3 protein-coding genes and 1 pseudogene are annotated in these 3014 nt (G+C 63.9%); all 4 read left to right on the top strand.

The annotated features are described in order from the left end of the window. Positions 1-810 (top strand): annotated as a pseudogene (locus tag RMN84_RS02540) (phosphopyruvate hydratase); the annotation flags it as partial. Positions 811-882: 72 nt separating this feature from the next. Then, the gene (locus RMN84_RS02535) at positions 883-1194 is read left to right on the top strand and encodes a septum formation initiator family protein (RefSeq protein ID WP_309610636.1); all 312 of its coding nucleotides are present in this window, start codon (positions 883-885) and stop codon (positions 1192-1194) included. Positions 1195-1304: 110 nt separating this feature from the next. Then, positions 1305-2375 (top strand): pyruvate dehydrogenase (acetyl-transferring) E1 component subunit alpha, encoded by a 1071-nt coding sequence (pdhA, locus tag RMN84_RS02530; RefSeq protein WP_309610635.1) that lies wholly within the window; start codon positions 1305-1307, stop codon positions 2373-2375. Further along, positions 2375-3014 (top strand): biotin/lipoyl-containing protein (locus RMN84_RS02525; RefSeq protein WP_309610634.1); only part of this gene is annotated, 640 nt, incomplete at its 3' end. The genes pdhA and RMN84_RS02525, both read left to right, overlap by 1 nt.

Raw genomic sequence — 3014 nt, 5'->3', positions numbered from 1 at the left:
GATTTCCAGGAATTCATGGTGATGCCGGTGGGGGCACCGTCGTTCGCCGAAGCATTGCGGTGCGGGGCGGAGATTTTTCATGCGCTCAAGAGCGAGCTTCACGCGAAGGGACTGAGCACTGCGGTCGGCGACGAGGGCGGCTTTGCGCCGAATATCGCCTCGGCGCGCGCGGCGTTGGACCTGATCGCGGAAGCGGTCGGCAAGGCGGGTTATTCGCTCGGCAAGGACGTGCTGCTGGCGCTCGACTGCGCCTCGACCGAATTCTTCTAGGACGGGGCTTACGCCATGACCGGGGAAGGGCGGACGCTGTCGCCCGAGGACATGGCCGCTAATCTCGCCGAGCTGGCCGCCGCCTACCCGATCGCGTCGATCGAAGACGGGATGGGCGAGGATGACATGGTGGGATGGAAATCGCTCACGAAGAAGATCGGCGACCGGGTGCAATTGGTCGGCGACGATCTGTTCGTGACCAATGTCGAGCGGCTGGGGCAGGGGATCAAGGACGGGATCGCCAATTCGATCCTGGTCAAGGTCAACCAGATCGGCACGCTGACCGAAACCATCGCAGCGGTACGGCTGGCGCAGTCGTCGGGCTACACAGCGGTGATGTCGCACCGATCGGGCGAGACCGAGGATTCGACCATCGCCGACCTCGCTGTCGCGCTCGACTGCGGCCAGATCAAGACCGGCAGCCTGGCGCGGTCGGATCGCACGGCGAAGTATAACCAGCTGCTGCGGATCGAGGAGGAGCTGGGCAGCGCGGCACGCTATCCGGGGGTTTCGGCGCTGCGATCGTACCATCCGGCGTAATTGTCCCGAATATCTCCTTGAATTGAGCAGTTTGCGCTTGCCATCACGGCGTCACTCTGATTCTAAGAGGACATGGGTGGGGCAAGCAGGACGATCCGGATCATGCGGCGGGCGGCGATGCCGGCGCTGGCGTTGATCATCGTCGGAAATTTCGCCGGCTATGCGGTCGCCGGACGCAACGGCTTGCTTGCCTGGGGCGGCTATCACCGTGACCTGGAGCAGCGGAAGGTCGAATTGACCCAGCTCGATGCGCAGAAGGTCGCGCTCAGGCATCGCTCGAATCTGCTCGACCCGCGCAAGGCCGATCCGGACTTGGCCGACGAGCTGGTCCGCCGCGACCTTGGCCTGGTGCGACCCGACGAAGTGGTCGTCCCGCTCAATTAATTTCACCGATTGGTGGAATGCGAAACCGCAGTCGACCCTGCGGCATTGCCAGTCTAGGGGGGCGGCTTCTATAGCGACGCCGCTTGCCGTTCCGATCGAAAGGCCCCGTTTTGGCGCGCACTTCCAAGTCCAAATCCGCTCCCGCCGTCGCGCCTACTCCGACGGCGAACGACTCACCCAATCGCGAACGCCCGGCCGAGCCGACGCGGTTTCAAGCGACGAAGGAGCAATTGCTCGAATTCTACAAGCAGATGCTGCTCATCCGCCGCTTCGAGGAGCGCGCCGGGCAATTATACGGCCTCGGCCTGATCGGCGGTTTCTGCCACCTCTACATCGGCCAGGAAGCGGTCGCGGTCGGACTGCAGTCGGCGATGACGGTGGGCAAGGACAGCGTCATCACCGGCTATCGCGACCATGGCCACATGCTCGCCTATGGCATCGACCCCAAAGTCATCATGGCCGAACTGACCGGCCGCGCTGCCGGCATTTCAAAGGGCCAGGGCGGGTCGATGCACATGTTCTCGGTCGAGCATGGCTTCTACGGCGGGCACGGCATCGTCGGCGCGCAGGTGTCGCTCGGCACCGGCCTGGCGTTCAAGCATCGCTATGCCAACGACGGCGGCGTGTGCCTGGCCTATTTCGGCGACGGCGCGGCCAACCAGGGCCAGGTGTACGAGAGTTTCAACATGGCCGAGCTGTGGAACCTGCCGGTGATCTACGCGATCGAGAATAATGGCTATGCGATGGGCACGTCGGTCGCGCGATCGGCATCCGAAGATCAATTCCACAAGCGTGGCGAAAGCTTCCGCATTCCGGGTATCCAGGTCGACGGCATGGACGTGCTCGCGGTGCACGGCGCGGCCGAGGAAGCGCTGGCGTGGACGCGGGCGGGCAAGGGGCCGATCATCCTCGAATTGAAGACCTACCGCTATCGCGGCCATTCGATGAGCGATCCGGCGAAATATCGTACGCGCGAGGAAGTCCAAAGCTATCGCGAGGGCCGCGACCCGATCGACCAGGCGGCGCGCGAACTGGAAGCCATGGGCATGACCGAGGATGCGCTCAAGGAAATCGACAGCGAAATCAAGGCGATCGTCGTCGCTGCTGCCAAATATGCCGAAGAAGCTCCGGAACCCGATCCGGGCGAATTGCACACGAACGTCCTGGTGGGGTCCTACTGATGGGCATCGAACTCAAAATGCCGGCCCTGTCGCCGACGATGGAAGAGGGCACGCTGGCCAAATGGCTGGTCAAGGAGGGCGATGCGGTCAAGTCGGGCGATATCCTGGCCGAAATCGAGACCGACAAGGCGACGATGGAATTCGAAGCCGTCGATGAAGGGGTGATCTCCAAGATATTGGTGCCGGAGGGGACGGATGGCGTGAAGGTCGGCGCGGCGATTGCGTTGATGGACGGAGAAGGAGAGCAGGCTTCTCCTGCCCCTTCCGCCGAACCCGCGCCGGAGCCTGCTGCCGCTCCGGTGGACGAACCCGCTTCGCAGAAGGCGGAAGCTACCCCCACCCCCAGGCAAATGGAATCCGGGGCGCGCGACCTCGTCGCCGATGTCGCCCGCACACATGATGCGCCCGAAGTGCCCGAGGGCACCGAGCTCAAGTCGACCACCGTCCGCGACGCATTGCGCGATGCGATGGCGGTGGAAATGCGGCGCGACGACCGGGTGTTCGTGATGGGTGAGGAGGTCGCGCAATATCAGGGCGCCTACAAGGTCACGCAGGGCCTGCTGGCGGAGTTCGGCGACCGTCGCGTGATCGACACGCCGATCACCGAATATGGCTTTGCCGGGCTCGGTACCGGCGCGG

It is taken from the genome of Sphingomonas sp. (genome assembly GCF_031380695.1).
Taxonomy (GTDB): domain Bacteria; phylum Pseudomonadota; class Alphaproteobacteria; order Sphingomonadales; family Sphingomonadaceae; genus Sphingomicrobium.
This window is presented reverse-complemented; position numbering and strand designations above follow the sequence as displayed.